Source organism: Rhizobacter sp., from assembly GCF_032229685.1.
Taxonomy (GTDB): domain Bacteria; phylum Pseudomonadota; class Gammaproteobacteria; order Burkholderiales; family Burkholderiaceae_C; genus LMDS01.
In genome coordinates this window covers 38,369-62,628 of record NZ_JAVTWP010000031.1, presented here as the reverse complement: position 1 = coordinate 62,628, position 24,260 = coordinate 38,369, and the positions used below count along the sequence as shown (strand labels likewise).

Annotated in this window: 29 protein-coding genes; 19 read left to right on the top strand and 10 right to left on the bottom strand. The window is 67.7% G+C overall.

The window, feature by feature from the left end; all coding sequences use genetic code 11:
* Window positions 1-145 precede the first annotated feature (145 nt).
* The 9 genes from queF to AC30PD_RS12000 all read left to right on the top strand — a co-directional run bounded on the left by queF (window position 146) and on the right by AC30PD_RS12000 (window position 9,123).
* A complete protein-coding gene (gene queF, locus AC30PD_RS12040) occupies window positions 146-622 on the top strand; it encodes a preQ(1) synthase (protein WP_489535895.1) in 477 nt (158 codons plus the stop codon).
* A gap of 1 nt (window position 623) precedes the next feature.
* Window positions 624-1,817 (top strand): succinyldiaminopimelate transaminase, encoded by a 1,194-nt coding sequence (dapC, locus tag AC30PD_RS12035; RefSeq protein WP_489535894.1) that lies wholly within the window; start codon window positions 624-626, stop codon window positions 1,815-1,817.
* A 10-nt stretch (window positions 1,818-1,827) separates the two neighbouring features.
* Window positions 1,828-2,661 carry a 2,3,4,5-tetrahydropyridine-2,6-dicarboxylate N-succinyltransferase gene (gene dapD, locus AC30PD_RS12030; RefSeq protein ID WP_489535893.1) on the top strand — a complete coding sequence of 278 codons (834 nt, stop codon included), beginning with the start codon at window positions 1,828-1,830 and terminating at the stop codon, window positions 2,659-2,661.
* A 109-nt stretch (window positions 2,662-2,770) separates the two neighbouring features.
* Entirely contained in the window at window positions 2,771-3,961 is a 1,191-nt protein-coding gene (locus tag AC30PD_RS12025) for a PilT/PilU family type 4a pilus ATPase (RefSeq protein WP_489535892.1), read from the top strand.
* A gap of 6 nt (window positions 3,962-3,967) precedes the next feature.
* Window positions 3,968-5,125 (top strand): succinyl-diaminopimelate desuccinylase, encoded by a 1,158-nt coding sequence (gene dapE / locus AC30PD_RS12020; protein WP_489535891.1) that lies wholly within the window; start codon window positions 3,968-3,970, stop codon window positions 5,123-5,125.
* Window positions 5,122-6,006, top strand: a complete 885-nt coding sequence (gene prmB, locus AC30PD_RS12015) for a 50S ribosomal protein L3 N(5)-glutamine methyltransferase (RefSeq protein WP_489535890.1) — start codon at window positions 5,122-5,124, stop codon at window positions 6,004-6,006. Before dapE ends, prmB begins: the two co-directional genes overlap by 4 nt.
* Before the next feature lie 40 nt (window positions 6,007-6,046).
* Window positions 6,047-8,032 (top strand): ABC-F family ATP-binding cassette domain-containing protein, encoded by a 1,986-nt coding sequence (locus tag AC30PD_RS12010; protein ID WP_489535889.1) that lies wholly within the window; start codon window positions 6,047-6,049, stop codon window positions 8,030-8,032.
* Between the two features lie 194 nt (window positions 8,033-8,226).
* Complete coding sequence (locus tag AC30PD_RS12005; RefSeq protein ID WP_489536329.1) at window positions 8,227-8,658, top strand: MarR family winged helix-turn-helix transcriptional regulator; 432 nt, start codon at window positions 8,227-8,229, stop codon at window positions 8,656-8,658.
* Window positions 8,659-8,697: 39 nt separating this feature from the next.
* Entirely contained in the window at window positions 8,698-9,123 is a 426-nt protein-coding gene (locus AC30PD_RS12000) for an organic hydroperoxide resistance protein (protein WP_489535888.1), read from the top strand.
* A 21-nt stretch (window positions 9,124-9,144) separates the two neighbouring features.
* On the opposite strand, the gene AC30PD_RS11995 is transcribed toward AC30PD_RS12000, so the two are convergent.
* Window positions 9,145-10,092 carry an asparaginase gene (locus AC30PD_RS11995; protein ID WP_489535887.1) on the bottom strand — a complete coding sequence of 316 codons (948 nt, stop codon included), beginning with the start codon at window positions 10,090-10,092 and terminating at the stop codon, window positions 9,145-9,147.
* Window positions 10,093-10,182: 90 nt separating this feature from the next.
* Between AC30PD_RS11995 and lexA the strand changes: the two genes are divergently transcribed.
* The 3 genes from lexA to AC30PD_RS11980 all read left to right on the top strand — a co-directional run bounded on the left by lexA (window position 10,183) and on the right by AC30PD_RS11980 (window position 11,725).
* Window positions 10,183-10,857, top strand: a complete 675-nt coding sequence (lexA, locus tag AC30PD_RS11990; protein WP_489535886.1) for a transcriptional repressor LexA — start codon at window positions 10,183-10,185, stop codon at window positions 10,855-10,857.
* 5 nt (window positions 10,858-10,862) lie between these two features.
* Complete coding sequence (locus AC30PD_RS11985) at window positions 10,863-11,168, top strand: helix-hairpin-helix domain-containing protein (RefSeq protein WP_489535885.1); 306 nt, start codon at window positions 10,863-10,865, stop codon at window positions 11,166-11,168.
* Window positions 11,169-11,278: 110 nt separating this feature from the next.
* Window positions 11,279-11,725, top strand: coding sequence for a hypothetical protein (locus AC30PD_RS11980; protein WP_489535884.1), 447 nt, complete (start codon window positions 11,279-11,281; stop codon window positions 11,723-11,725).
* A 15-nt stretch (window positions 11,726-11,740) separates the two neighbouring features.
* On the opposite strand, the gene AC30PD_RS11975 is transcribed toward AC30PD_RS11980, so the two are convergent.
* Both AC30PD_RS11975 and AC30PD_RS11970 read right to left on the bottom strand, forming a co-directional pair.
* Window positions 11,741-12,397 carry a LysE family translocator gene (locus tag AC30PD_RS11975; RefSeq protein ID WP_489535883.1) on the bottom strand — a complete coding sequence of 219 codons (657 nt, stop codon included), beginning with the start codon at window positions 12,395-12,397 and terminating at the stop codon, window positions 11,741-11,743.
* Window positions 12,394-12,906, bottom strand: coding sequence for a DUF1993 domain-containing protein (locus tag AC30PD_RS11970; protein ID WP_489535882.1), 513 nt, complete (start codon window positions 12,904-12,906; stop codon window positions 12,394-12,396). Before AC30PD_RS11970 ends, AC30PD_RS11975 begins: the two co-directional genes overlap by 4 nt.
* Before the next feature lie 96 nt (window positions 12,907-13,002).
* Between AC30PD_RS11970 and AC30PD_RS11965 the strand changes: the two genes are divergently transcribed.
* The 4 genes from AC30PD_RS11965 to AC30PD_RS11950 are packed head-to-tail and all read left to right on the top strand — an operon-like array spanning window position 13,003 to window position 16,326.
* Window positions 13,003-14,010, top strand: a complete 1,008-nt coding sequence (locus AC30PD_RS11965; protein WP_489535881.1) for a D-2-hydroxyacid dehydrogenase family protein — start codon at window positions 13,003-13,005, stop codon at window positions 14,008-14,010.
* Window positions 14,010-15,203, top strand: a complete 1,194-nt coding sequence (locus AC30PD_RS11960) for an MFS transporter (RefSeq protein WP_489535880.1) — start codon at window positions 14,010-14,012, stop codon at window positions 15,201-15,203. The genes AC30PD_RS11965 and AC30PD_RS11960 overlap by 1 nt, the downstream gene beginning before the upstream one ends.
* The gene (locus AC30PD_RS11955) at window positions 15,200-15,778 is read left to right on the top strand and encodes a chromate transporter (protein WP_489535879.1); all 579 of its coding nucleotides are present in this window, start codon (window positions 15,200-15,202) and stop codon (window positions 15,776-15,778) included. The genes AC30PD_RS11960 and AC30PD_RS11955 overlap by 4 nt, the downstream gene beginning before the upstream one ends.
* Window positions 15,775-16,326 carry a chromate transporter gene (locus AC30PD_RS11950; protein ID WP_489535878.1) on the top strand — a complete coding sequence of 184 codons (552 nt, stop codon included), beginning with the start codon at window positions 15,775-15,777 and terminating at the stop codon, window positions 16,324-16,326. Before AC30PD_RS11955 ends, AC30PD_RS11950 begins: the two co-directional genes overlap by 4 nt.
* Before the next feature lie 7 nt (window positions 16,327-16,333).
* Here the strand turns inward: AC30PD_RS11950 and AC30PD_RS11945 are convergent, their stop codons facing one another.
* The 3 genes from AC30PD_RS11945 to rlmB all read right to left on the bottom strand — a co-directional run bounded on the left by AC30PD_RS11945 (window position 16,334) and on the right by rlmB (window position 18,341).
* Window positions 16,334-16,858: a hypothetical protein gene (locus AC30PD_RS11945; RefSeq protein WP_489535877.1), complete on the bottom strand. Its 525-nt coding sequence runs from the start codon at window positions 16,856-16,858 to the stop codon at window positions 16,334-16,336.
* 96 nt (window positions 16,859-16,954) lie between these two features.
* A complete protein-coding gene (upp, locus tag AC30PD_RS11940) occupies window positions 16,955-17,581 on the bottom strand; it encodes a uracil phosphoribosyltransferase (protein ID WP_489535876.1) in 627 nt (208 codons plus the stop codon).
* 16 nt (window positions 17,582-17,597) lie between these two features.
* Window positions 17,598-18,341 (bottom strand): 23S rRNA (guanosine(2251)-2'-O)-methyltransferase RlmB, encoded by a 744-nt coding sequence (rlmB, locus tag AC30PD_RS11935; RefSeq protein WP_489535875.1) that lies wholly within the window; start codon window positions 18,339-18,341, stop codon window positions 17,598-17,600.
* A 33-nt stretch (window positions 18,342-18,374) separates the two neighbouring features.
* Between rlmB and AC30PD_RS11930 the strand changes: the two genes are divergently transcribed.
* Window positions 18,375-19,610, top strand: coding sequence for an FAD-dependent oxidoreductase (locus tag AC30PD_RS11930; protein WP_489535874.1), 1,236 nt, complete (start codon window positions 18,375-18,377; stop codon window positions 19,608-19,610).
* 72 nt (window positions 19,611-19,682) lie between these two features.
* Entirely contained in the window at window positions 19,683-20,303 is a 621-nt protein-coding gene (gene thrH, locus AC30PD_RS11925) for a bifunctional phosphoserine phosphatase/homoserine phosphotransferase ThrH (protein ID WP_489535873.1), read from the top strand.
* A 4-nt stretch (window positions 20,304-20,307) separates the two neighbouring features.
* On the opposite strand, the gene AC30PD_RS11920 is transcribed toward thrH, so the two are convergent.
* The 3 genes from AC30PD_RS11920 to AC30PD_RS11910 all read right to left on the bottom strand — a co-directional run bounded on the left by AC30PD_RS11920 (window position 20,308) and on the right by AC30PD_RS11910 (window position 22,834).
* The gene (locus AC30PD_RS11920) at window positions 20,308-21,558 is read right to left on the bottom strand and encodes a glycerophosphodiester phosphodiesterase (RefSeq protein WP_489535872.1); all 1,251 of its coding nucleotides are present in this window, start codon (window positions 21,556-21,558) and stop codon (window positions 20,308-20,310) included.
* 134 nt (window positions 21,559-21,692) lie between these two features.
* Window positions 21,693-22,430: an acetyltransferase domain-containing protein gene (locus AC30PD_RS11915; RefSeq protein ID WP_489535871.1), complete on the bottom strand. Its 738-nt coding sequence runs from the start codon at window positions 22,428-22,430 to the stop codon at window positions 21,693-21,695.
* The gene (locus tag AC30PD_RS11910; protein WP_489535870.1) at window positions 22,427-22,834 is read right to left on the bottom strand and encodes a hypothetical protein; all 408 of its coding nucleotides are present in this window, start codon (window positions 22,832-22,834) and stop codon (window positions 22,427-22,429) included. Before AC30PD_RS11910 ends, AC30PD_RS11915 begins: the two co-directional genes overlap by 4 nt.
* Window positions 22,835-22,960: 126 nt before the next feature.
* Between AC30PD_RS11910 and AC30PD_RS11905 the strand changes: the two genes are divergently transcribed.
* Window positions 22,961-23,776, top strand: a complete 816-nt coding sequence (locus AC30PD_RS11905; RefSeq protein WP_489535869.1) for a helix-turn-helix domain-containing protein — start codon at window positions 22,961-22,963, stop codon at window positions 23,774-23,776.
* Here the strand turns inward: AC30PD_RS11905 and AC30PD_RS11900 are convergent, their stop codons facing one another.
* Window positions 23,777-24,250 (bottom strand): hypothetical protein, encoded by a 474-nt coding sequence (locus AC30PD_RS11900; RefSeq protein WP_489535868.1) that lies wholly within the window; start codon window positions 24,248-24,250, stop codon window positions 23,777-23,779. It lies immediately after the preceding gene.
* Window positions 24,251-24,260 lie beyond the last annotated feature (10 nt).

The following is a 24,260-nucleotide window of genomic DNA, read 5'->3' as shown; positions in this document are numbered from 1 at the left end:
TGGGCAGGCCGATAACGCCTAAGTACTTGATTCGGTTGATAAAACAGCGCGGCAGAGGGCTCTGCGGGCGGCGCCGATGATACCATCCACCCTCGGCCGGAAGGCCCTGAACACCCACCCCAAGCGTCACCGAAAGCAACCCGAAATGGCCCGATCCGCCGCCCCCAAGCTGAAGCCAGAACAACAACGCGCCGTTCCCGTGAACCCGCCGACCGCGCCCAGCAAGGACTTGCACGTCTTCCCGAACCCGAGCCCGAAACGCGACTACGTGATCCAGTTCCAGATCCCCGAGTTCACCTGCAACTGCCCGCTGACCGGCCAGCCCGACTTCGCCCACTTCACGATCGACATGGTGGCCGACGAACTCTGCGTCGAGCTCAAGAGCCTGAAGATGTACTTCTGGAGCTACCGCAACGAAGGCGCGTTCCACGAGAAGGTGACGAACACCATCCTCGACGACATCGTGCGCGTGACCAAGCCGCGCTTCGTGCGCATCACCGCCAAGTGGTACGTGCGCGGCGGCATCTACACCAACGTGGTGGCAGAACACCGCAAGAAGGGCTGGAAGCCGCAGGCCGTGGTGGTGCTGCCGCAGCAGCCGGCCGCGACCGGGCTGCTCTGAGATGAACCCGCTGCTGGCGAAGCTCCACCCCTACCCCTTCGAGCGGCTGCGCGCGCTGACGAAAGACATCCGCCCGAACCCGGAATACGCGCCCATCAGCCTCGGCATCGGCGAACCCAAGCACCCGACGCCGGAGCTCATCAAGCAGTCGATCACCGACAACCTGGCCGGCCTGGCGAGCTACCCCGCCACCGCCGGGGAGCCTGCGCTGCGCAACGCCATCGCCGGCTGGGTGCAGCGCCGTTACGGCCTCGCCGTCGACCCGGCCACCCAGGTGCTGCCGGTCAGCGGTTCGCGCGAAGCCTTGTTCGCGCTCGCGCAAACGGTGATCGACCCGACGCGGCCGAACGCGACCGTGGTCTGCCCCAACCCGTTTTATCAAATCTACGAAGGCGCGGCCTTGCTCGCCGGTGCGCGCACGGCCTTCGTCAACAGCGACCCGGCCCGCAACTTCGCGGCCGACTGGGCCAGCGTGCCCGAGGCCACCTGGGCCGCCACGCAATTGCTCTACGTCTGCTCGCCCGGCAACCCCACCGGCGCCGTGATGCCGCTGGCCGAATGGCAGCGGCTGTTCGAGCTGAGCGAGCGGCACGGCTTCGTGATCGCTTCCGACGAGTGTTATTCCGAGATCTACTTCCGCGACGAGGCGCCGCTCGGTTCGCTCGAAGCGGCGTCGAGGCTGGGCCGCGACTTCCGCAACCTGATCGCGTTCACCAGCCTCTCGAAACGCTCGAACGTGCCTGGCATGCGCTCGGGTTTCGTGGCCGGCGACGCGGCCATCCTGAAACAGTTCCTGCTCTACCGCACCTACCACGGCAGTGCCATGAACCCGGTGGTGCAACAGGCCAGCATCGCAGCGTGGAACGACGAAGCGCACGTGGTCGCCAACCGCGACAAGTACCGCGCCAAGTTCGCGCAGGTCACGCCGGTGCTCGCGCAAGTGCTCGACGTGGCCTTGCCCGATGCCGGCTTCTACCTTTGGGCCGACGTGTCGAAGCACGGCATCGACGACATCGCTTTCGCCCAGGCGCTGCTCGCTCAATACAATGTGAGCGTGCTGCCGGGCAGCCTGCTGGCGCGCGAAGCGAACGGCGTGAACCCCGGCGCGGGCCGCATCCGCTTGGCGCTGGTCGCTGAAGTCGAGGAATGCCTCGAAGCCGCGCACCGCATCGTCTCTTTTGTCCAATCTCTCTGAGCCCCCGACCATGACCGCCACCAACGTTTCCGAGCTGCAAAGCATCATCGACCTCGCCTGGGAAAGCCGTGCGTCCATCAACGCCGCGAACAGCCCGCAGATCTTCGAGGCCGTCGAGACCGTGATCAAGGAGCTCAACGCCGGCCGGCTGCGCGTGGCCGAGCGCCAGGGCGTGGGCCAGTGGACGGTGAATCAGTGGGTCAAGAAAGCGGTGCTGCTGAGCTTTCGCCTGAACGACAACAAGCTGATGCGCGCTGGCGACCTGGGCTTCTACGACAAGGTGGCCACCAAGTTCGCGCACCTCGACGAAAGCGAACTGCGCGAAACCGGCGTGCGCATCGTTCCGCCGGCCGTGGCGCGGCGCGGCAGCTTCATCGCGAAGAACGCGATCCTGATGCCGAGCTTCGTGAACATCGGTGCCTATGTCGACGAAGGCACCATGGTCGACACCTGGGCCGCCGTGGGCTCGTGCGCGCAGATCGGCAAGAACGTGCACTTGTCGGGCGGCGTCGGCATCGGCGGTGTGCTCGAGCCGATGCAGGCCAACCCGACCATCATCGAAGACAACTGCTTCATCGGCGCGCGCTCCGAAGTGGTCGAAGGCGTGATCGTCGAAGAGAACTCAGTGCTGTCGATGGGCGTCTACATCGGCCAGAGCACCAAGATCTACGACCGCGCGACCGGCGAAGTGACCTACGGCCGCATCCCGGCCGGCTCGGTGGTCGTGAGCGGCAACCTGCCCAGCGCCGATGGCAAGTACAGCCTGTACTGCGCGGTGATCGTGAAACGGGTCGATGCACAAACCCGCGCCAAGACCAGCATCAACGACTTGTTGAGAAGCTGATCACGCCCGGCGTGTGGCCCGGGCGCGCCCGGGCAGCGCCGCAGCCTTCGAAGCGTGGAATGATCGACCTTCGGGCCAGCCTGGCCCGGGTCAACGGAAAGGGAACGGCATGAGTGGCGGAAACATGGAGCGCGTGCTGCGGCTGATGTCGGAGAAAGGGGCTTCCGACGTCTACCTGTCGTCGAGCTCGCCGATCCTGATCAAGATCAACGGCCAGCTGTTGCAGCTCAGCGACCAGCCGCTCACGAACACGCAGCCGCGCCAGCTGCTGGCCGAGCTGCTCACGCCGAGCCAGCTCGAAGAACTGGAAGACTCGCACGAGCTCAACGTGGCCGTCAGCATCGCCGGTGTCGGCAGCTTCCGGCTGAGCGCGTTCCGCCAGCGTGGTTCGATCGCGGCGGTGTTCCGCTGCATCCCGTTCCAGATCCCCACGCTCGAGAGCCTGAACGTGCCCGACGTGCTGAACTCGATGGTGCTCGAGAAGCGCGGCCTGATCCTGATGGTGGGCGCAACAGGCGCCGGCAAGAGCACGACGCTCGCCGCCATGCTGGAGCAGCGCAACCAGCAGCTCGCCGGCCACATCCTGACGATCGAAGACCCGATCGAGTTCTTGTTCAACAACAAGAAATCGGTGATCAACCAGCGCGAGGTCGGCCGCGACACGCAGTCGCTGCAGGTCGGCCTGAAGAACGCGCTGCGCCAGGCCCCTGATTGCATTCTGATCGGCGAAATCCGCGACCGCGAAACCATGACCTCGGCGATCTCGTATGCGCTGTCGGGCCACCTGGTGCTTTCGACGCTGCACGCCAACAACAGTTACCACGCGCTCGGCCGCATCTTGTCGTTCTACAGCCCCGAAGCGCGCCCTGCCCTGCTGGCCGACCTGGCAGCGGGCCTGCGCGCCGTGGTCTCACAACGCCTGATCCGCGCCGTGGCCGGTGGGCGTGTGCCGGCGGTCGAGGTGATGCTCAACACCAAGCTGGTGTCGGAGTTGATCGAAAAAGGCGACTTCTCGGGCGTGAAGGAAGCCATGGACAAGTCGATGGCCGAAGGGTCACAGACCTTCGAGCAAGACCTGGCCCGCCTGATCAACACCGGCATGATCACGCGCGACGAAGGCCTGGCCTTCGCCGACTCGCCCACCAACCTGATGTGGCGCCTGCAGAATGACCTGACGCCGGCGACCCGCATCACGGCCAAGAAAGAAGAGCAGGACGACACCGCCACCTTCACCGAGATCACGCTCGACGTGCGCCCGGACGAACCAACCACGATGTCGGGTGCCTTCCGCCGCCTCTGATCGCGCATGAGCCCGTCGTCTCGCACCCTGCAACTCACCGAAGCCCTGATCTCTCGGCGCTCGGTCACGCCCGATGACGGTGGCTGCCAGGCCTTGATCGAATCGCGCCTGAAGCCGTTGGGCTTCGAGTGCACCACGCTGATCTACGGGCCCGAAGGCGCGCAGGTCACCAACCTGTGGGCGGTGCGGCGCGGCTCGTCGCCTTCGGGCAAGTTGCTCGCCTTCGCCGGCCACACCGACGTGGTGCCCACCGGCCCGCTCGAACAATGGCGCAGCGACCCGTTCGTGCCCTCGCACCGCGACGGTCAGCTGTTCGGCCGCGGTGCCGCCGACATGAAGACCTCGATCGCGGCGATGGTGGTGGCAGCGGAAGAATTCGTCGCCGCGCACCCGGCGCACCGGGGCTCGGTCGCGTTCCTGCTCACGAGCGACGAAGAAGGCCCGTCGATCGACGGCACGGTCAAGGTCTGCGAATGGCTCGGCTCGCGGGGTGAGAAGCTCGACTTTTGCATCGTCGGCGAGCCGACCTCGGTCGATGCGCTCGGCGACATGATCAAGAACGGCCGGCGCGGCACGCTTTCGGGCAAGTTGAAGGTGAAAGGCGTGCAAGGCCACATCGCCTACCCGCACCTTGCGAAGAACCCGATCCACCTGTTCGCGCCGGCCATGACTGAGCTCGTCGCCACGCGCTGGGACGAGGGCAACGCGTACTTTCCGCCGACGAGCTGGCAGATGTCGAACATCCACGGCGGCACCGGCGCAAGCAATGTCATTCCGGGCGATCTGGTGGTCGACTTCAACTTCCGCTTTTCGACCGAGTCGACACCGCAGGCGCTGAAAGACCGCGTGCATGCCGTGCTCGATCGCCATGGCCTGGCCTACGAACTGGCCTGGACGCTCGGCGGCGAACCCTTTCTCACGCCGATCGGCGAGCTGAGCGACGCGCTCTCGCAGGCGATCAAGGCGCAGACCGGCGTCGAGACCGAACTCTCGACCACCGGCGGCACCTCCGACGGCCGCTTCATAGCGAAGATCTGCCCGCAGGTGATCGAATTCGGGCCGCTGAACGCCAGCATCCATAAAATCGACGAATGCGTGGCGGTGGCCAGCCTCGACCCCTTGAAGAACATCTACCGCGACACGCTGGAAAAGCTGCTCACATGACCCTGATCGACCTCATCACAGCGCAGAGCGCCCGCCTCAAACAGGCGGGCGTTTCGTTTGGCCACGGCACAACGAATGCTTTCGACGAATCGGCCTGGCTGGTGCTGTGGGCGCTCGGCCTGCCGCTCGATGCGCTCGAAGCCAAAGCGAAAGACGAACTCGCGCCCGAAGATCAGGCCAAGGCCGAAGCGCTGGTCACCCGGCGCATCGAAAACCGCCAGCCGGCCGCTTACCTCACGCGTGAAGCCTGGTTGCAGAACGTGCCGTTCTATGTCGACGAGCGCACGATCGTGCCGCGCTCCTTCATCGCCGAACTGCTGGCCGACGGCGAAGACACCGGCACGCTCGACGCGTGGCTCTCCGACCAGACGCACGCGGTGCTCGACCTGTGCACCGGCAACGGCAGCCTCGCCGTGATCGCGGCGATGGCCTACCCCGACGTGGTGGTCGACGCGGCCGACATCTCCGACGACGCGCTCGCGGTGGCGCGCATCAACGTCGACAAGCACGGCCTGGGAAAACGCATCACGCTGATGCAGTCCGACCTGCTTGCCAGCGTGCGCGGCCCGTACGACCTGATCCTGTGCAACCCGCCCTATGTGAACACGCACAGCATGAAAGAACTGCCGGCCGAATACCTGGCCGAACCGGCGCTCGCGCTGGCCGGCGGCGAAGACGGCATGGACCTGGTGCGCACGATCCTGCGCGAGGCGCCGGCGCGGATGTCGCCGAACGGCGTGCTCGTGCTCGAGATCGGCAACGAACGTGCGCATTTCGAACACGCTTTCCGCAAGCTCGAAGTGGCCTGGCTCGAAACCAGCGCCGGCGACGACCAGGTGCTGCTCGTCTCGCGCGAATCCTTGCTGAAACGCAAATACTGAAGCGGGCTGCCCGCTCCCCCTTTCCCGGTTCCCGATCTCCATGCTCGTACTGAATCAAGTCTCGCTGCGCCGCGGCGTCAAGCTCGTTCTCAACCAGGCCAGCGTCACGCTGCAGCCGGGCGAAAAGGTCGGCCTGGTCGGCCGCAACGGCGCGGGCAAGTCGTCGCTGTTTTCGCTGCTCACGAAACGCCTGCAGTCCGACGCCGGTGACGTGGGCATGCCGCCACGCTGGCGCATCGGTGAAGTGGCGCAAGACATGCCCGAGACCGAACAGGGCGCGACCGACTTCGTGCTCGAAGGCGACACGCGGCTGATGGAAGCGCAGGCGCAGTTGGCGCAGGCAGAGCTCGATGACGACGGCCACGCGATGGCCGAAGCCCACCACGCCATCAGCGACGCGGGTGGCTTCGAGGCCCGGCCGCGCGCGCAGGCCATGCTGCTCGGCCTGGGCTTCAAGCAGGCCGAACTCGACGGCCCGGTCAACAGCTTTTCGGGCGGCTGGCGCATGCGGCTGCAACTCGCGCGTGCGCTGATGTGCCCGGCCGACCTGATGCTGCTCGACGAGCCGACCAACCACCTCGACCTCGACGCGCTCGTGTGGCTCGAGGCCTGGCTCAAGCGCTTCGAGGGCACGATGATCGTGATCAGCCACGACCGCGAGTTTCTCGACGCGATCACCAACGTCACGCTGCACCTCGACGAGACCAAGCTCACCCGCTACACCGGCAACTACACCGCCTTCGAAGAGATGCGCGCCGAACGCCTGCTGCAGGCGCAGGCCAACTTCGAGAAGCAGCGCGAGCGCATGGCGCACCTGCAGAAGTTCATCGACCGCTTCAAGGCCAAGGCCAGCAAGGCCAAGCAGGCGCAAAGCCGCGTGAAGGCGCTGGCGCGCATGGAAAAGCTCGGGCCGGTACTGACGAGTGCCGACTTCCAGTTCGAGTTCCGCGAGCCGCTGAGCCTGCCGAACCCGATGCTCGCCTTCTCGCAGGTGGCCTGCGGTTACCACGCCGAAGACGGCAGCGAAACCCGCATCGTGCACGACATCAACCGCTCGGTGCTGGCGGGCCAGCGCATCGGCATCCTCGGCGCCAACGGCCAGGGCAAGTCGACCGTGGTGAAAACCATCGCCGGCGACCTGCCGCGCCTGGCCGGCGAGATCACCGAAGGCAAGGGCCTGACGATCGGCTACTTCGCGCAGCAGGAGCTCGACGTGCTCTCGCTCGACGACGGCCCGTTGATGCACATGATCCGCCTCGCACGTGACGTGGGGCCAGCGGCGCGCGAGCAGGAGCTGCGCGACTTTCTCGGCTCGTTCCGCTTCGTCGGCGACATGGTCTCGCAGGCCGTGGGCACGCTCTCGGGCGGCGAGAAAGCGCGCCTCGTGCTCGCCATGCTGGTGTGGCAGCGCCCCAACCTGCTGCTGATGGACGAGCCGACCAACCACCTCGACCTGACCACGCGCGAGGCACTCTCGATGGCCTTGAACGAGTTCGAAGGCACGGTCATGCTCGTCAGCCACGACCGCGCCTTGCTGCGTGAGGTCTGCGACGAGTTCTGGCTGGTGGCCGATGGCGCCATCAAGCCTTTCGACGGCGACCTCGACGACTACCAGCGCTGGCTGCTCGAACAGTCGCGCGAAGCCTCGCGCGAGCAAAGCAAGGGCGACAAGAAGCGCAAGAAGCAGGCGGCACAAGATGCAGCCGCCGCGCCGGCCGTGGCGGCCGCCCACACGCCGAAGCCCGCCGCCGACCGCAAGGCCACAGCGGCCGTGCGCCAGCAGCGCAGCGAAGAGCAGAAGCCGCTGCGCAAGGAACTCGGCAGCGTCGACAGCCGCCTCGCCACGCTGGCGCGCGACCGCGACGCCGCCGAGGCCGCCATGGCGGCCGCTGCAGCCACGCCCACCGATCGCGCCGAGCAGGGCCGGCGGCTCAAGCAGATCGGCGACGAGGTCGAGAAGCTCGAAGCACGCTGGCTCGAGCTGAGCACGCAGCTCGACAGTCTGGGCGCCCCGGCCGCGGGATAAGGCGCTCGCCGCTCGACTGCGGCGGCTTTCAGGCGCGGCGGGCTCGTGCCTGACTCGACCACACGCTCTGAACCCCTTCGTGCGGCAGGGTAATTAAATTGCACACAATTCAATTGCCAGCATTTCAATACAATGGCGCCATGCCCTCCAGAAGCCAACCGAGCAAGACAAGCACCGCCGCACCGGCGGAGTGGATGCAACGCCTCGACCACCAGCTGTGTTTTGCGCTGTACTCCAGCTCGCTCGTGATGACCAAGCTCTACAAGCCGGTGCTGTCGGCGCTCGGCCTCACCTACCCGCAATACCTCGTGCTGCTGGTGCTGTGGGAAACCGACGCCGTGAGCGTCAGTGACCTCGGCACGCGCCTGTTCCTCGACTCGGGCACGCTCACACCGCTGCTCAAGCGCATGGAAGCCGCGGGCTGGGTGACTCGCCTGCGCGCGGTCGACGACGAGCGCCGTGTGATCGTCTCGCTCACTGCGGCCGGGCGCGCCTTGCGCCGCAAGGCGCAGCACGTGCCGAACGAGGTGGCCTGCGCCGCGGGCTGCGAACTCGACGAACTCGCCAGCCTGACCGGCCGCCTGCAGGCGCTGCGCGCCAACGTCAGCCAGCACCTCGAAACCTGAACTCCGATTCCCCCACCACCCTTGAAAGAGGAAAACACCATGTCGCTCGAAAAAGTCCTGTACACCGCCCACGCCACTTCGACCGGCGGCCGCGAAGGCACGTCCAAGTCATCCGACGGCGTGCTCGACCTGAAGCTCACCACCCCGAAGGAACTGGGTGGCAACGGTGCCGTCGGCACCAACCCGGAACAGCTGTTCGCGGCCGGCTATTCGGCTTGTTTCATCGGCGCCATGAAGGTCGTCGCGGGCAAGATGAAGCTTGCGCTGCCGGCCGAGACCTCGATCACCGCCGATGTCGGCATCGGCCCGATCCCGGCCGGCTTCGGCATTCAGGTGGCGATGACGATCACCATTCCCGGCATGGAACGCGCCACCGCCGAGCAGCTGGTGCAAGCCGCCCACGGCGTGTGCCCGTACTCGAACGCCACGCGCGGCAACATCGACGTGACGCTCACCGTCGCGTAAGCGGCGGCACGGGCCCGGGCTTCACGCCGGGCCCGCTTCGAGCAGCGACAGGATCATCTCGACCCGCGCCTGCACCGGCGTGAGTGCGCCGGCGGAAGGGAGCCGCTGCCCGGCCGGCGCGATCACCGCGCCTTGCAGGCAGCGAGAACTGCGAACCACGCGCACTCCCGCGGCTTGCGCTGCCAGCAACGCACCTTCGAGTTCGTGGTGCAGCGTTCCATTGCCGGTGCAGGCCGCAACGATGCCCCGCACGCCGGCGTGGCGCAGCGCTTCCACCAGTGCGGGCCGCGCGCCCGCATGGCTCGTCACGATCTCGACCCACGGCCACCGCGCCGCATCGGCGGGCAGGCAACTCAGGCCGAGCGCCGGGCATGCGGGCCACGGCCGATGCTGCCGCAGCCTCCCTTCTTCGATCTGCGCGAGCGCGCCAGCGTCACCCGACCCGAACGCCGCCAGGCGATAGGTGTGCGTCTTGCGCAGGTCGAGCGCGGAGTGCACTTCGCCCGCCAGCACCGCGACCACGCCTGTTGCGCCTTCCGAGCGCGCCACGCTCACCGCGTCGAGCAGGTTCTGCGGCCCGTCGGCGAGCAGCGCCGTCGCCGGCCGCATCGCGGCGGTGAGCACGACTGGCTTGGTCGGTGCCAGCACCCGCTGCAGAAAGTAGGCGGTCTCTTCGAGCGTGTCGGTGCCGTGCGTGACGACGATGCCCGCCACCTCGGGCCGCGCCAGGTGCTGCGCCACCCGCAGGGCCAGCGCTCGCCAGACGACGAAGCCCATGTCCTTGCTGTCGATCTGGCTGACCTGCTCGGCTTCGAGCGCCTGGCCCGCGAGCGCAGGCACGGCCGCCAGCAACTGCGCCACGCCGATCTGCGCTGCGGTGTAGCCCACGTTGTCGGCAGCGTTGTTCGCCGTGCCGGCGATGGTGCCGCCGGTGCCCAGGATCACGACGGTTTGCGCGATTTTTTGCATTTTTCTCGAAGCTGGATGAAAATACAGGTACTGGATGAATCGCCAGCCGGCCGCGCCGCGGCCAACCGCTGGTCATCATGAAGGAATTCCGTGTACGAAAAGCCCAAACTCACCGACCGCCAGCAACAGATTCTCGACCTGGTGCAAAGCGCCATCGAGCGCACCGGCGCGCCGCCCACCCGCGCCGAGATCGCTGCCGAGCTGGGCTTCAAGTCGGCCAACGCAGCCGAAGAGCATTTGCAGGCCTTGGCGCGCAAGGGCGTGATCGAACTGGTGGGCGGCACCTCGCGCGGCATCCGGTTGCGCTCTGAAACCTTGCGTGCGCTCAACGAGTCGCGTGGCAAGCAGTTCACGTTGCCGCTGCCCAGCCTGTCGCAGCTCACGCTGCCGCTCGTGGGCCGCGTGGCGGCGGGCAGCCCGATCCTCGCGCAAGAGCACATCGACCAGAGCTACCTGGTCGAGGCCAGCATGTTCCCGCGCCGGCCTGACTACCTGCTGAAGGTGCGTGGCATGAGCATGCGCGATGCCGGCATCATGGACGGCGACCTGCTCGCCGTGCAAAAGGCCAAGGACGCGAAGAACGGCCAGATCGTCGTGGCCCGCCTCGGCGACGAAGTGACCGTGAAGCGTTTTCGCCGCACCCGCGGCACGGTCGAGCTGATCCCCGAGAACCCCGACTTCAAGACCATCGTCGTCGAAGGCGATGTCGACTTCGAGCTCGAAGGCCTGGCGGTCGGCCTGATCCGCAACAACATGATGATGTGAGCGCCATGGGGGCCACGATCAAGTCGCCCAAGGCCGCCAGCGCCGCCGAGTGCAAGGCACTTGAGCAGTTGCCCAACATCGGCCCCTCGCTCGCGGCCGACCTGCGGCTGATCGGCATCCAGCACCCGAAAGAACTGCGCGGCAAAGACGCGTTCGTGCTCTACCAGAAGCTGTGCGCCGCCACCGGCCAGCGCCACGACCCCTGCGTGCTCGACACCTTCATGGCCGCCACCGACTTCATGGGCGGCGCACCCGCCGCGCCCTGGTGGCACTACACGGCACAACGCAAGGCGCTGTTCGGGCAGGTCTGATGTGCTGGTGAACTGGCGCTGGTCCGTGCCTTTTTTCCGGCTTTCGGCTTTTTCCGGCCCGCGAACAATGACACTCATGCCCGCCGCGTCGGCGGGCGCGAGGATCGTCGATGTTCTCTTTGGCCCTGAAGCGCTTTCTGCACGCCGCGCCAGAACCCACCGTGTGGGTGCACAGCCGGGTCTGCCCGCCGAAGCGTCGCCACCCGCTGCGCACAGGCCAGTGGCGCGAGTGGCTGACTGGCATCCCCGACACACGCTTGCCGGCTGACGCTCCCACTGCGCGCTCACCGGCACGCGCCGACGCCCGGCTCACCAACGTTCGCGCCGAGTTCATCCAGGCCCTCGACGACATCCCCGGCCACGCCGCCGATGACGCCATCGCCCAGATCTACGCCGCCGGCTCGATGCACGACCTGTGGCACCTGCGGCTCGACGTGTTCAACCTGGTCTCGTGCCACCACGACCAGGCCGAAGCCGACCACCGCTTGTCGCAACTGAACCGGCACTTTCCGACCCGCTCGCCGCGCTCGGGCTTCGGGGCACTCGGCGGCCGCTGAGGCGGCCCGCCATCGCTAGCGCGCGCTGAACGCGAGCTTCAGCCCGAGGCCGACGAACAGGGCACCGGCCACGCGCTGCAGCCACACGCCGAAGCGGGCACTGCCGGAGCGGCCCGACAAGCCTTGGCGCACGCGGTGGGTCAGCAGCGCCACGGCGACGTTCACCGCCACACCACCGACCGTGAACGCCAGACCCAGCGCCAGGAACGACAGCGCCTGTTGCGGCGCGCCCGGTACGATGAACTGCGGCAGAAAGGCCAGGAAGAACAGCGCCACCTTGGGGTTCAGCGCGTTCGTCCACGCGCCTTGCCAGAACACACGCGACGCGTTCGGCGCCGGTGCAGCGCACGCCGATTCAGCGCCCACCGGGGCCGCGGCACGCCCCGCGGTCCGGAGCATGTTGATGCCAACCCACACCAGGTAAGCCGCACCGACCCACTTGACCAGCGTGAAGGCCGTGGCCGATGCCGCCAGCAGGGCCGACAGGCCCACGGCCGCGAGCGCCACGTGCAGGAGGCAACCGGCTCCGACCCCGAACGCCGCCAGCACGCCGGCACGCCGGCCGTGCACGGCGCTGCTGCCGGCCACGAACAGCATGTCGGGCCCGGGTGTCAGGTTGACGAGCAGCGCCGCCGTGAGGAACAGCGGCAGGTCGTGCACCGCCAGGTTCACTGCTGAAGTGCGCCCAAAAAGTCGCTCTTGCCGAGCTCGACGCCGTTGTGGCGCAACAGCGCGTAGGTGGTGGTCAGGTGGAAGTAGAAGTTCGGCAGCACGAAGTGCTTCAGGTAGACCTCGCCCTTCAGCGTGATCGGGCCGGCACGGCGCGGCACGGTCACGTCCTTGTCGTCGGTACCGTCGATCTTGGCTGCAGGCACCGACCGGATGTAGTCGAGCGTCTTGCTCACCCGCTCGCGCAGCTCGGCGAAGCTGGTTTCGTTGTCTTCGAACTTCGGTGCGTCAACGCCGCTGAGGCGGGCCACGGCCAGCTTGGCGCCGTCGCAGGCGATCTGGATCTGGCTCGTGAAGGGCAGCATGTCGGGCGCCAGGCGCGCGGCCAGGAACACGCTGGTCTCGAACTTCTTGGCCGCCGCATGGGCCTCGGCTTTGTCGAGCCACTGGCCCAGGTTGGTGAGCATGCGAACGAACACCGGCACGCTGGCCGAATGCATGGTGATGGACATGTTGTCTCTCGTCGTTGAAGGGGAACGGGGCATGCTACAGGCCTTCGCGCAGGCGTGCACAATCGGTGCCGAAGCACCAAAACAGCTGCGACCTTCGTGAACATCATCATCCTCGACGACTACCAGGACGCGGTGCGCAAACTCAAGTGCGCCAGCCTGCTGGAGCAGCTCAACGCCAAGGTCTTCACCAACACTGTCAAGGGCATCGGCCAGTTGTCGGTGCGGCTGCGCGACGTGGAAGTGCTGGTGCTGATCCGCGAGCGCACGCAGTTCCCGCGCGCCTTGCTCGAGAAACTGCCCAAGCTCAAGCTGATCTCGCAGACGGGCAAGGTCGGCGCCCACGTCGATGTGGAGGCCTGCACCCGCCTGGGCATCGCCGTGGCCGAAGGCGTGGGCTCGCCGGTGGCCGCCGCCGAGCTGACCTGGGCGCTGATCATGGCGGCGATGCGGCGGCTGCCGCAGTACATCGGCAACCTCAAGCACGGCGCCTGGCAGCAGTCGGGTCTGAAGGCCGGCTCGATGCCGCCGAACTTCGGGCTGGGCACGGTGCTGCGCGGCCGCACGCTGGGCATCTGGGGCTACGGCAAGATCGGCCAGCTGATCGCAGGCTACGGCAAGGCTTTCGGCATGAACGTGATCGTGTGGGGCAGCGAAGCCGCCCGCTCCCGCGCCGAGCACGACGGCCTGGGTGCCGCGGCGAGCTGCGAAGAGTTCTTCGAAGCCTGCGACGTGCTCACGCTGCACCTGCGCCTGCACGACAGCACCCGCGGCATCGTCAAGCTCGACGCGCTTTCGCGCATGAAGCCGACGGCGCTGCTCGTCAACACCTCGCGCGCCGAGTTGATCGAAGAAGGCGCGCTGGTCTCGGCGCTGAACCGCGGCCGCCCCGGCATGGCGGCGGTCGACGTGTTCGAGAGCGAACCCATCCTGCAAGGCCACCCGCTGCTGCGGCTTGAGAACGCGGTGTGCACGCCGCACATCGGCTACGTCGAACAAGACAGCTACGAGATGTACTTCAGCGCGGCCTTCGAGAACGTCGTGAACTTCATCGGTGGCAACCCGACGAACATCGTCAACCCCGAAGCGCTGCGCGTTTTGCGCTGATGAGCGGCGTGTCGCCTGCCATCGCCCCCGCGGCGCCCCGTCTGGTGCCGAGCGCGCGCTGGAGCCTGATGTTCGGCAACTTCGTGATCGGCTGCGGCGTGATGGTCGTGGCGGGCACGCTCAACGACCTGGCCCGTTCGCTGCAGGTCTCGGTGTCGCTCGCCGGGCAACTGATCGCCGTCGCCGCGGCCACGATGGCACTGGGTGCGCCGCTGATGGCCGGCTGGGTCGCCGGCTTCGACCGGCGCCGGCTGCTCACGCTCTCGCTGCTCTGGTTCGCCGCCGGCCACGCCCTGAGCGCCTGCATGCCCGACTACGCCACGCTGTGGCCGGTGCGTGCGATCACGATGCTGGCGGCCGCCGTGTTCACGCCGCAGGCCGCTGCCGCGATCGGCTTCCTGGCCGCACCGCAAGAGCGCGGCCGTGCCATCACCTTCATCTTCCTTGGCTGGTCGGTGGCGTCGGTGCTGGGCATGCCGCTGTCGGCCTGGGTCGGTGAAACCTTCGGCTGGCGCACCGCGTTCTTCGGCATCGCCGCGCTCGCCGCGCTGGCCGCGGCCTGGGTGTACACGGTGCTGCCCGACGGCGTTCGCCCTGCCGCACTGTCGCTGAAGGCCTGGAAAGACGTGTTCACGAGCCCGGCGCTGATGGCCATCGTGCTCGTCACCGCGCTCTCGGGCGCGGGGCAGTTCACGCTGTTTTCGTACTTCACGCCGTACTTCAAGCAGACGCTGGGCTCGAGCACCGAGCAGATCACGTTCCTGCTGATGTGGTTCGGCGCGTTTGCATTCGTCGGCAACGTGGTGCTCACGCGCGTGATCGACCGCGTGGGGCCGAACCGTGCGGTCGGGGTCTCGCTGGCGCTGATGGCGGTGTCGCTCCTGCTCTGGCCGCTGGGCACCAGCATCATCAGCGTCTCGTTGATCCTGGTGCCGTGGGCGCTGGGTTGCTTCTCGTCGAACTCGACGCAGCAAGCCCGCCTGGGCATGACCGCCCCCGCGCTGGCGCCGGCGCTGATGGCGCTCAACACCTCGGCCATCTACCTCGGGCAGGCGATGGGCGCGTCGAGCGGCGGCTGGCTGATCGCCCACTTCGGCTTCGCGCCCTTGAATTGGGTCGGCCTCGTGTGGCTGGCCGCGGCGATCTCGCTCAGCCTGTGGGCCGGCCGGCGCGCGACCCGGCTGACCGCATGAGCGACAGAATGGGCGCACCCGCCCAGAACCAGCCCGGCTCACTGCGCGAACTGTTCTTCGCGTTCAACCGCCTCGCCTTGCAAGGCTTCGGTGGCGTGCTGCCGGTGGCCCAGCGCGAACTGGTCGAACGCCTGCGCTGGCTCGACAAGGAGCAGTTCGTCGAGATGCTCGCGATCAGCCAGGTGCTGCCCGGGCCGAACGTCGTGAACCTGGCGCTGATGTTCGGCGACCGCTGTTTCGGCGTTCGTGGCGCGTTGGCTGCGCTCGGCGGCATGCTGCTCGCGCCGCTGGTGATCGTGCTCGCACTGACCGCGCTGTACGCCGAATTCGCGCAGTGGCCGATGGTGAGCGGTGCCTTGCGTGGCATGGGCGCGGTGGCCGCAGGCCTCGTGCTCTCGACCGGGCTGAAGCTGCTCGCCACCCTGAAGCGCAACGCGATGGGGCTGCCGCTCAGCCTGGGCTTCGCCGCACTCACCTTCGCCGCCACGGCCTGGCTGCGCTGGCCGCTCGTCTGGGTCATCGTTGGCCTCGGTTCGCTGGCCATGGCCGTGGCCTGGCACCGGTTGCGCGAATGAGCGCCGGCCTGAGCGCTGCCGACCTGTTCGGCCTGTTCACGCACTTTCTGGTGCTGAGCCTGCTGGCCGTGGGCGGCGCCATCACCACCGTGCCCGACATGCACCGCTACATCGTGGCCGAGCACCACTGGATCAGCGACGCGCAGTTCACCTCGTCGATCGCGATCGCGCAGGCCGCGCCGGGGCCGAACGTGCTGTTCGTGGCCGTGCTCGGCTGGAACGTGGCCGGGCCCATCGGCGCCTTCGCCACGATGGCCGGCATCCTGTTGCCGTCGACCGTGCTGTCGCTGTGGGCCACGCGCTGGGGCGCGCAGCGCCGCGAAACCCGCGGCGTTCGCTCGTTCACCACCGGCCTCACGCCGCTGACGCTCGGCCTGCTGCTCGCCACCGGCTGGGTGCTCGCCGAGCCTTACCTGCGCGACGCCAGCCACCGCTGGGGCGCGCTCGGGCTGATCGCCATCACGGTGTTCGTGATGCTGCGCACCAGGCTCAGCCCGATGTGGCTGGTGGCGCTGGGCGCGCTGGCCGGTGTGCTCGGCTGGGTGTAGCGACCGATCAGCCCAGCGCCTGGTCCACCACCGCCGGCAGCGCGGCGAGGTCACTGGCCACCGCGGCCGGCAGTTCGCTCCAGCGGTCGCTGCCCAGCGGCGCGCCCGACGCGACCAGCACGTCGGCGCCGCCGGCCACGCCGGCACGCACCATCACACTCAGCGGCACGTCGAGGGCCGAGGTGGCGCCGTCCATCACCACCAGGGTGCCACCCACCGACGACGCGAGCACGATCACCGGGCGCGAGCCGTCCATGCGGGCCAGCACCGACAGGCCGTGCTGGCGGGCCGCGTCCTCGATGCGCAACACGGTCTCGTTCACACCGAAGCGGCTGTGGCGCAGCACGCGCAGCAGGTTGCCGCGCTCGCTGTCGGGCAGGTCACGCATCGGCACCAGCGCGGCCATCACGACGGCAAGGCTGCCGGTCATCCACAGGCGGAACGGGCGCTGCAGCACCGGCACAGGCCGCGCCGGCGCGGGCCGGGCGGAAGCGGCGCTGCGAAAGCGCGGCGGCATCAGGAAATCTTTCATGCGCCAAGCCTAGAAGCGCACTGTGTCGCCGGCAAGACAGATCGGGTTAATTTTGGTGAAGAGATGCATCGGGCCGCCGCCCTGGTGCAAGCAGGGTCACTTCGTGCCGAAGATCTTGTCGCCCGCGTCGCCCAGCCCCGGAATGATGTAGCCCACGTCGTTGAGGTGGCTGTCGATGGCAGCGGTCCAGCAGCGCACGTCGGGGTGCGCGGCATCGAGCGCTTTCACGCCTTCGGGCGCGGCCACGAGCACGAGGGCGCGAATGTCCTTGCAGCCGCGCGCCTTGAGCAGGCTCACGGTCGCGATCATCGAACCGGCGGTCGCGAGCATCGGGTCGATGATGATGGCGGTGCGTTCGTCGAGCTTGCCCACGAACTTCTCGAAGTAGTTTTCGGGCTGCAGCGTTTCGTGGTTGCGGCTCAAGCCCACGACGCTGACCTTGGCACTCGGGATCATGTCGAGCACGCCATCGAGCATGCCCAGGCCGGCGCGCAGGATCGGCACCACCGTGACCTTCTTGCCGCTGATCTGCTCCACGTCGGCCGGGCCGCTCCAGCACTGCACGGTGGTCTTCTCGAGGGGGAAATCGGCGGTGGCTTCGTACGCCAGCAAGCGCGCCAGTTCGTTCGTCAGCTCGCGGAATTTTTTCGTCGAGATGTCGTCTTCGCGCAGCAGCCCGACCTTGTGTTTGACAAGCGGATGTTTGACGTCGATCACCGGCATGTGGGGCTCCCGTGGTTCAAGCTGCAGATTGGATTCGTTGGCGAACGGCCTCGTACAGGCACACGCCGCTCGCGACCGACACGTTCAGGCTCTCGACCGCGCCCGCCATCGGCAGGCGCACGAGTTCGTCGCAGGTCTTGCCGGTGAGCTGGCGCATGCCGCTGCCTTCGGCACCGAGCACGAGCGCCACCGGGCCGGTCAGGTCGAGGTCGTACAAGGACTGCTGCGCGTCGTCGGACGTGCCGATGACGCGGATGTCGCGTTCCTTCAATTCGTTCAGCGTGCGCGCCAGGTTCGTGACCATGAAATACGGCACCGTGTCGGCCGCACCGCTCGCCACCTTGGCGACGGTGGCGTTGATGCCGACCGCGTGGTCCTTGGGCGCGATCACCGCATGCGCACCGGCCCCGTCGGCCACACGCAGGCAGGCGCCCAGGTTGTGCGGGTCGGTGATGCCGTCGAGCACCAGCAGCAGCACCGGGCCTTGCACCGCGTCGAGCGTGTCGTCGAGCGAGTGGCTGATCGCCATGGCTTCCACGCGCGCCACCACGCCCTGGTGGCGGGGCGAGCCGCAAAGCTTTTGCAGGCGTTCGTCGTCGCTGTCGATCAGCTTGGCGCCGGCGTCGCGGGCACGCTCGACGAACTGGCGCATGCGCTGGTCGCGGCGGGTGGTTTCGACGTGGATCTCGATCACCGACTTCGGCGCCGACTTCAGGCGCACCGTCACCGCGTGGAACCCGAACAGGATTTGTTTGCTCATTGCGCCGATGTTACGGCGAAGTACCATGCGCTCATGGACACCCCGCTGCGCACCCAGTGCTGCATCGCCGGCGGCGGCCCGGCCGGGCTGCTGTTGGGTTACCTGCTGGCGCGGGCCGGCGTCGGGGTGGTCGTGCTGGAAAAACACGCCGACTTCCTGCGCGACTTTCGGGGCGACACGATCCACCCTTCCACGCTCACGGTGCTCGACGACCTGGGCCTGCTCGAGGCCTTTCTGGAACTGCCGCACCAGGAGGTGCGCGAACTCGTCGGCGATGTCTACGGCCAGAGCGTCACGCTGGCCGACTTTGCGCACATCGCCGCGCCACGGCCGTTCATGGTGCTGATCCCTCAGTGGGATTTTCTCGACTTCATCGCCGACCAGGCGCGCTTGCTGCCGAACTTTTCGCTGCGCATGGGGGCGAAGGCGACCGGCGTGATCGAAGAAGCCGCTGCCGTCGTCGGTGTGAACGTGCAGACAGCCGAAGGCGGCTTCACGGTGCATGCCGACCTGGTGGTGGCCGCCGACGGCCGCCACACCACGCTGCGTGGCAGCGGCGGCCTGGCCAGCGACGACCTCGGCGCGCCGATCGACGTGCTGTGGTTCCGCCTGGCGCGCGACCGTCTGCACGACCGTTCGCAGACCGGCGGGTACATCCGGCCCGGCGCGATGCTGGTCACGCTGAACCGCGATGAGTATTGGCAGTGCGCCTATGTCATTCCGAAAGGCACGCTGCCGGCGCTGCGGGCCGAAGGCATCGAAGCCTTCCGCGCACGCGTGGCCGCCGTCGCCCCGTTCCTCGGTGCGGCGCTGCCGGCCCTGGCAGGCTGGGACGACGTGAAACTGCTCAGCGTGCAGATCAGCCGCATGCCACGCTGGTACCGCAGCGGGCTGCTGTGCATCGGCGACGCGGCGCATGCCATGTCGCCGGTCGGCGGCGTGGGCATCAACCTCGCGATCCAGGACGCGGTGGCAGCATCCAACCTGCTGGCCGACGCACTGCGCGAGCGGCGCTTGACGGTCGACGACCTCGCCGCGGTGCAGAAACGCCGAGAGTGGCCCGCCCGTGTGACGCAGCAGGCGCAGATCGCCGTGCAGAACGAACTGCTGGCGCCCGTGCTCTCGGGCGCGCCGGCCCCGGCCACCCTGCCCTTGCCACTGCGCCTGCTGCAGCGCCTGCCGATGCTTCGCCGGCTGCCGGCGCGCCTGGTCGGCATCGGCGTGCGACCCGAGCGCGTGCACACGCTGCCCCGTCCGCCCGTGGGCTGAGCCCCGGGGCGCATGCGCCGTCGGGTACGATGCGCGCCGCCTTCATCCACGCGCCTTGCGGAGACCGCCACCATGCAAATGATCTGCCTCGATCTCGAAGGCGTGCTCGTGCCCGAGATCTGGATCGAGTTCTCCAAGCGCAGCGGCATTCCCGAACTCGCGCGCACCACGCGCGACGAGCCCGACTACGACAAGCTGATGAACTTTCGCATCGGCCTGCTCGCACAGCACAAGCTGAAGCTCGCCGACATCCAGAACGTGATTGCCGGCATGGGCCCGATGGAAGGCGCACGCGCTTTCCTCGACGACCTGCGCAGCCGCTACCAGGTGATCATCCTGTCGGACACGTTCTACGAATTCGCGCAGCCGCTGATGCAGCAACTGGCCTGGCCGACGCTGATGTGCCACAAGCTCGAAATCGACAACGCCGGTTTCGTGCGCCGCCATGTGCTGCGCCAGCCCGACCAGAAGCGCCATGCGGTCAACGCGCTGCGTGCGTTGAACTTCCAGGTGATCGCGGCGGGCGATTCGTACAACGACACCGGCATGCTCGGTGCCGCGCACGCGGGCTTCTTCATCCACCCGCCGGAAGCCATCACGAAGCAGTTTCCGCAGTTCCCGGTGACACGCAGTTATGCCGAACTGAAAGCGCAGATCGACGCTGCCGCGCTGCGCTTGCGCGCGGCAGCTTGAAGCCCTAGCGGCGGTGACCGCAGCGGTCGTCGACCAGGCAACGCGCGTAGTTCGGGTCTTTCTTCAGCAGATACATCACGCGCGCGGCCACGGCCGTGTCGGCGAAGTCGGTGAACAGGCCGTCGACACCGAGCTCGTAGAAGGCCAGGAACTCGTTGATGGGGTTCCCGGCGTAGTTCGAGGCCAGCTGCTTAGGCTCGTTGCGGAAGGTGTACGGGTGCACCAGCAGCCCGGCCTTGTGCGCATTGGCCAGCACCTGGGTCGGCGGCAGCAGCGTGCGGTCGGCGTTGTCGACCTTGCCGTCGCCGTTCACGTCGGCGCAGGCGCCGTTGACCAGCTTGCAGGCCGAGCTGATGAGGTAGAACTTCCACGGGCCGATGCCGTCGGCGTAGGTCTTCACCTCGGCCAGGCCGGTCGGCGTGAGCAGGTCGCTGAACAGGCCCGGGCGGCCGGAGACGACCCAGTCGTAAGGCTTGTCGTAGGGCTTGTTGAAGGCGAGGGAACCGTCAGGGTTCACGTCGTCGGCATCGACGAGCTGGATCAACGGCAGCTGCGTCTTCGTGCGCAGGTAGCGCAAGTTCGCGGTCTCGAACGACTGGATGAAGACCGGCGCGTGGCGGTGGTTCCAGCCGGCGCGCGTGAGCACGGCCAGCATGCGGTCTTCGAGCGGCAGGCCGATCGACTGGTGGTAGGTCGGGTGTTTGGTTTCAGGGTAGATGCCGATCGTGCGGCCCTTCTCGCGCGACTTGTCCTTCACGAAGTCAATGATCTCGGCGAAGGTCGGGATCTTGAACTTGCCGTTGAACGACTGGTCACGGTCGCCCGCGGGCTGGATGGCCCCGAGCGTCTTGATCTCGGCGAGGGTGAAGTCTTGCGCGAAGAATCCTTCGGTCAAAGCGCCGTCGAGCATCACGGTGCGCTTGCGGGCCGCGAACTGCGGCAGCGAAGACACGTTGGTGGTGGCGATCAGGTTGGGTTCGTGGCGGGCGATCAGGTGCCCGTCTTTCGTGGCCACGAGGTCAGGCTCGACGAAGTCGGCACCGAGCTCGATGCCGAGCGCATAGGCTTCGAGCGTGTGCTCGGGCAGGTAGCCGCTGCCGCCGCCGCGGTGGCCGATGACGAGCGGCGTCTTGAAGTCGGCGCGGCTGCCGCGCTCGTTGTCGTGGGCTTGGGCGGCGGGTGCCAGGGCCAGCGTCAGGCAAGCGCCCAGCAGGCTGGAACGGAAAAGCGATCGCATCGCTGCGCGTGGTGTCATGGTCTTGTCTCCTTGGGTGGGCCGCTGTCTTCGACTGAAGAACAGCTGGACGCTAGCGCTCGCGTGTGACAGCCGATTGACACCGGTGCCCGGTGTGCGGCTCCCCCGCTTGCTGCAGCGAGCTGATTCTGTGCTCAGCGCAGGGCGATCACAAGCATCAACAGCCCGATGAACACCGGCTGGTGCAGCATGTAGAAGCTCAGGCTCCAGCGGCCGAGCAAGGCGAGCGGCTGCAACACCGCAGGCAGCGCACCCGTGACCCAATGGCGGCGATGCGCGAGCACCCATTGCCCGGCGGCGAAGCCCCACCACACCACGCCGAGCCAGGGCAGGACCGGCACGAAGTCTTCGGTCAGCGGCTTGTGCGTGACCAGGCCGAGCCAGTTGGTCCAGCGTGAATCGAACCACGGGTGCTGCAGCAAGCGTGGCAGCGCGAGCGCGATCAGCCCCAGCGGCCACAACCAGCGCCCCGCACCGCCTGTGAGGCGCAGCACGATCAGCATCACGGCGATGCCGTGCAACACGCCGAAGCTGATGAAGCGGTTGCCGAACATCAGCCACGACCCGAAGCTCACCAGCAGCGCGCAGCCCGCCACCTGCACCCAACGGCGCCAGAAGCGCGGCCAGCCCTGGCCTTGTTCCATGGCGATGGCCTGGCCAAAGCCGGCGCAGAACAGGAACAGGCTGACGATGCAGGTGCGCTGGCCGGTCCAGAACGGGTCGGTCTGAAAACTCTGCGTGATGAACTTGTAGTGGTTCAGGTCGAAGCAGAAGTGAAAGATGGCCATCCACACGATGGCCACGGCACGCAGCGCGTCGAGGCGGTCGAAGCGCTGGTGGCGGGGCGCGGGGTCACGGGTCGGTGCAGTCACGCAGCGACGATAGCGCACGCCCGCCGCAGGCCGATGAACTCGAGTTCGGCGAAAACGAGCACCGCGATCACCTGCATGGCGATGAAAGCCTCGCCGAGCAGCGTGGGCGGTGGGGTGGCGTTGACGGCGAACAGCACGCACTCGAGCGCCCACAACACGTTCAGGACGATCGGCACCCAGACCGCGGCGCGTGGCACCGCCGGGCGGGTGGCGAGCCACAGCAGGTAGGCGGCGTACGGGAACATGGCGAGCCCGGCGGGCATCAACAGCGCCGACGGAATGTTCAGCACGCCCTGCAGGGCATTCGCACCGAGCGCCATCACGGCGCCCACGGCAGCGCTGACGAGCGCGTCGGCCACGAGCGCGCGGCGCAGAAAGACGGAGGGTTGGATCAGGTTCGACATGGCAGGCTCCTTGGTTTGCATTCACCGCGATCTGCGGCGTGGCGAGATGCTCCGCGCGGCCGGGCTGCGAAGCCATTACCCGGCACGTCATGGAATGCCGCGAGGCGCTGCGCTATCGTGCGGCGCATGAACCCTTCCGCCTCGCTCACCTTCGGAACCCAGCTGCGCGGCTGGCGCCAGCGGCGACGCCTGAGCCAGCTCGACCTGGCGGTCGATGCCGAGGTCTCGACGCGCCACCTGAGCTTCGTCGAAACCGGCCGCGCGATGCCGAGCCGCGAGATGGTGCTGCGCCTGGCCAACCGGCTCGAGGTGCCACTGCGCGAGCGCAACGTGTTGCTCACGGCCGCCGGCTTCGCGCCGATGTACGCAGAACACGGCCTCGACGACCCGGCCTTGCGCGCCGCGCGCGAAGCGGTCGATCAGATCCTGAAAGCACACGAGCCCTACCCGGCACTCGCGGTCGACCGGCACTGGAACCTGGTCTCGCACAACGCCGCGGCCGTGCCCTTCTTCTCCCTGGGCATCGCTGCGGAACTGCTCGTGCCACCGGTCAACGTGCTGCGAGTGAGCCTGCATCCGCAAGGCCTGGCGCCGTTCATCGTCAACCTCGCGCAGTGGCGCGAGCACCTGCTGGAACGGGTGCAGCACCAAGTCACGGTCAGTGCCGACGCGACGCTGGCCGCGCTGCTCGCCGAGCTGGCCGCCTACCCGGCCCCGCCGCGCGACGAAGCGCACGCACCGATCGCCGCCAACTCGATCGTGGTGCCGCTGTTGCTCGACACCCCGATGGGCCGGCTCTCGCTGATCAGCACGATGACGGTGTTCGGCACGCCGATGGAAGTGACACTCTCGGAGCTGGCGCTGGAGACCTTCTTTCCGGCCGACGAGCAGACCTCGCTCACGTTGCGCCGCATGGCCGAGGCGGCGAAGGCCGCGCCCTAGTCAGGCGTCGAGCGCCTTGCGCAGTGCGTCTTTCAGCTTCGTGTACTCGGCGGGCCGGCTCTTCTTCAAGGCCGCCAGATCGGCACGCAGGCCGTCAACGCGCGCCGCTGCAGCGTCGAGCTTGACCGCGTCGATCTCGGCTTTCATCTTCAGAAAGTCTTCGAAGCGTTTGTCTTTCGGCGCCGTGCGCGCGCGCTCCGCGATCAGCAGTTCGAGCGCTTCGGAGATGCGCCCGAGCTGGCGGCCGTAACTGTGGCGCTGCAGCACCTCGACCTCGGTCTGCGGCGCACTCGAATTGCCGCTGTTGAGCGTGAAGGTCGGCCCGAAGTTCCAGCCCGGGTTGATGGCCTGGCCCAGAGACTGCGGCACCGGCAGCGGCACCGAACGCATGGCCTCCGACCAGCTGCGCAGCCACTCGGCCGGGTCGGCGGGCGTCCACGGCCACGAAGCTGCAGACCTGTCGTTCGTGGCCATCTTGTTCTCC